The organism is Caballeronia sp. LZ034LL, assembly GCF_031451215.1.
Lineage (GTDB): Bacteria > Pseudomonadota > Gammaproteobacteria > Burkholderiales > Burkholderiaceae > Caballeronia.
Genome location: NZ_JARUXR010000018.1, coordinates 1 through 1,088, shown reverse-complemented (window position 1 = coordinate 1,088; position 1,088 = coordinate 1). Strand labels below are relative to the sequence as shown.

General features: G+C 63.8%; 1 protein-coding gene. It reads left to right on the top strand.

Annotated elements, in window-relative coordinates; all coding sequences use genetic code 11:
• Positions 1-24 precede the first annotated feature (24 nt).
• On the top strand, positions 25-1,088 hold a 1,064-nt coding region (locus QCE83_RS34985), incomplete at its 3' end, for a hypothetical protein (protein ID WP_309821467.1).

Genomic DNA, 1,088 nt, shown 5'->3' with positions numbered 1-1,088 from the left:
ACGGAGAAAGAACCGACGAACAAAGTGACCACAACGATCACTCCCGCCAATCAGTCCACGTCATCGCCCGCTCAGCCTGCGAACCCATCAACGAACACGGCAACGAACGCACCGACCTCCACCCCGTCGAAACTCACCAACGTCGAAGCGACGCAATTGCTCCTTCCTCTCGACAAGGACACCTCCGGCCCCACCGACGCCCAGAACGCCAGACTCCTCGCCGCCTATCAGCGCGATGCACTGCGCGGCGCGGACCCCGCGGCCATCGGCTTCGAACAGCAGACCACCCTCGCGAACCAGCAGCTTGGATCCTTGTCCTCCGATCAGCGCGAGCACTACAGCGATGCGCTCGCCCAGGGCGCCTCGCGCTACAACGCCGCCGCCACTTCAGCCGAGCGCGCGAGCATCGCGGAGTCCCTGCGCACCACGGTCTTCGAACCGCTCAACGGCGCCTATCAGCAAGCCATGGCCGACCCCATCGCACGCGTGCAGCAGGCTTTGCGCGATCCCTTCGGCCTGAGCTATCTCGGCACTCCCGGCCAGTTGCAAAACGATCAGCTCGCCCAGATGCGACGGCAGTTCAACGACGCCTCCACAGCGCAAGAGCGCGCGCGCATCTTCGGACAAGCCACTGAACTGCGCCATACCATGCAGTCGCAGATTGCCGCATTCATCAATCAGCAACACTCACAGCTGGAGAGTCAGTGGCAACAGGCCGATCAGGAAATCGACAAGGCCTTGAGCGACGCCGCCGGGATGCAGATCGGCGGCGCCGGGAGCGGTTACAAGGACACGAGCGCCTTCCAGCGCCTGCATCTGTTCATCGCCAACGGCCTGAACTCCGAGCGCAACGTGCAGGAGTTCCAGTACCGACTGGGCCAGACGCCCGACGACTTCAAGCAGCTGCACGACTGGTCCACCGAGGCAACGGAGAAAGCCACCTGGGCGATTTCCGCCTTGCAGAGCGATCCCTTCCGCCGCGCGCCCGTGCTCCCGCCGCTGCCCCCCGATCTCACGCAAACCACCGCCGATGATTCGCGCATGGGCAACTTCGGTGCCGATATGCTGTACCGCTATCAACAGGAAGA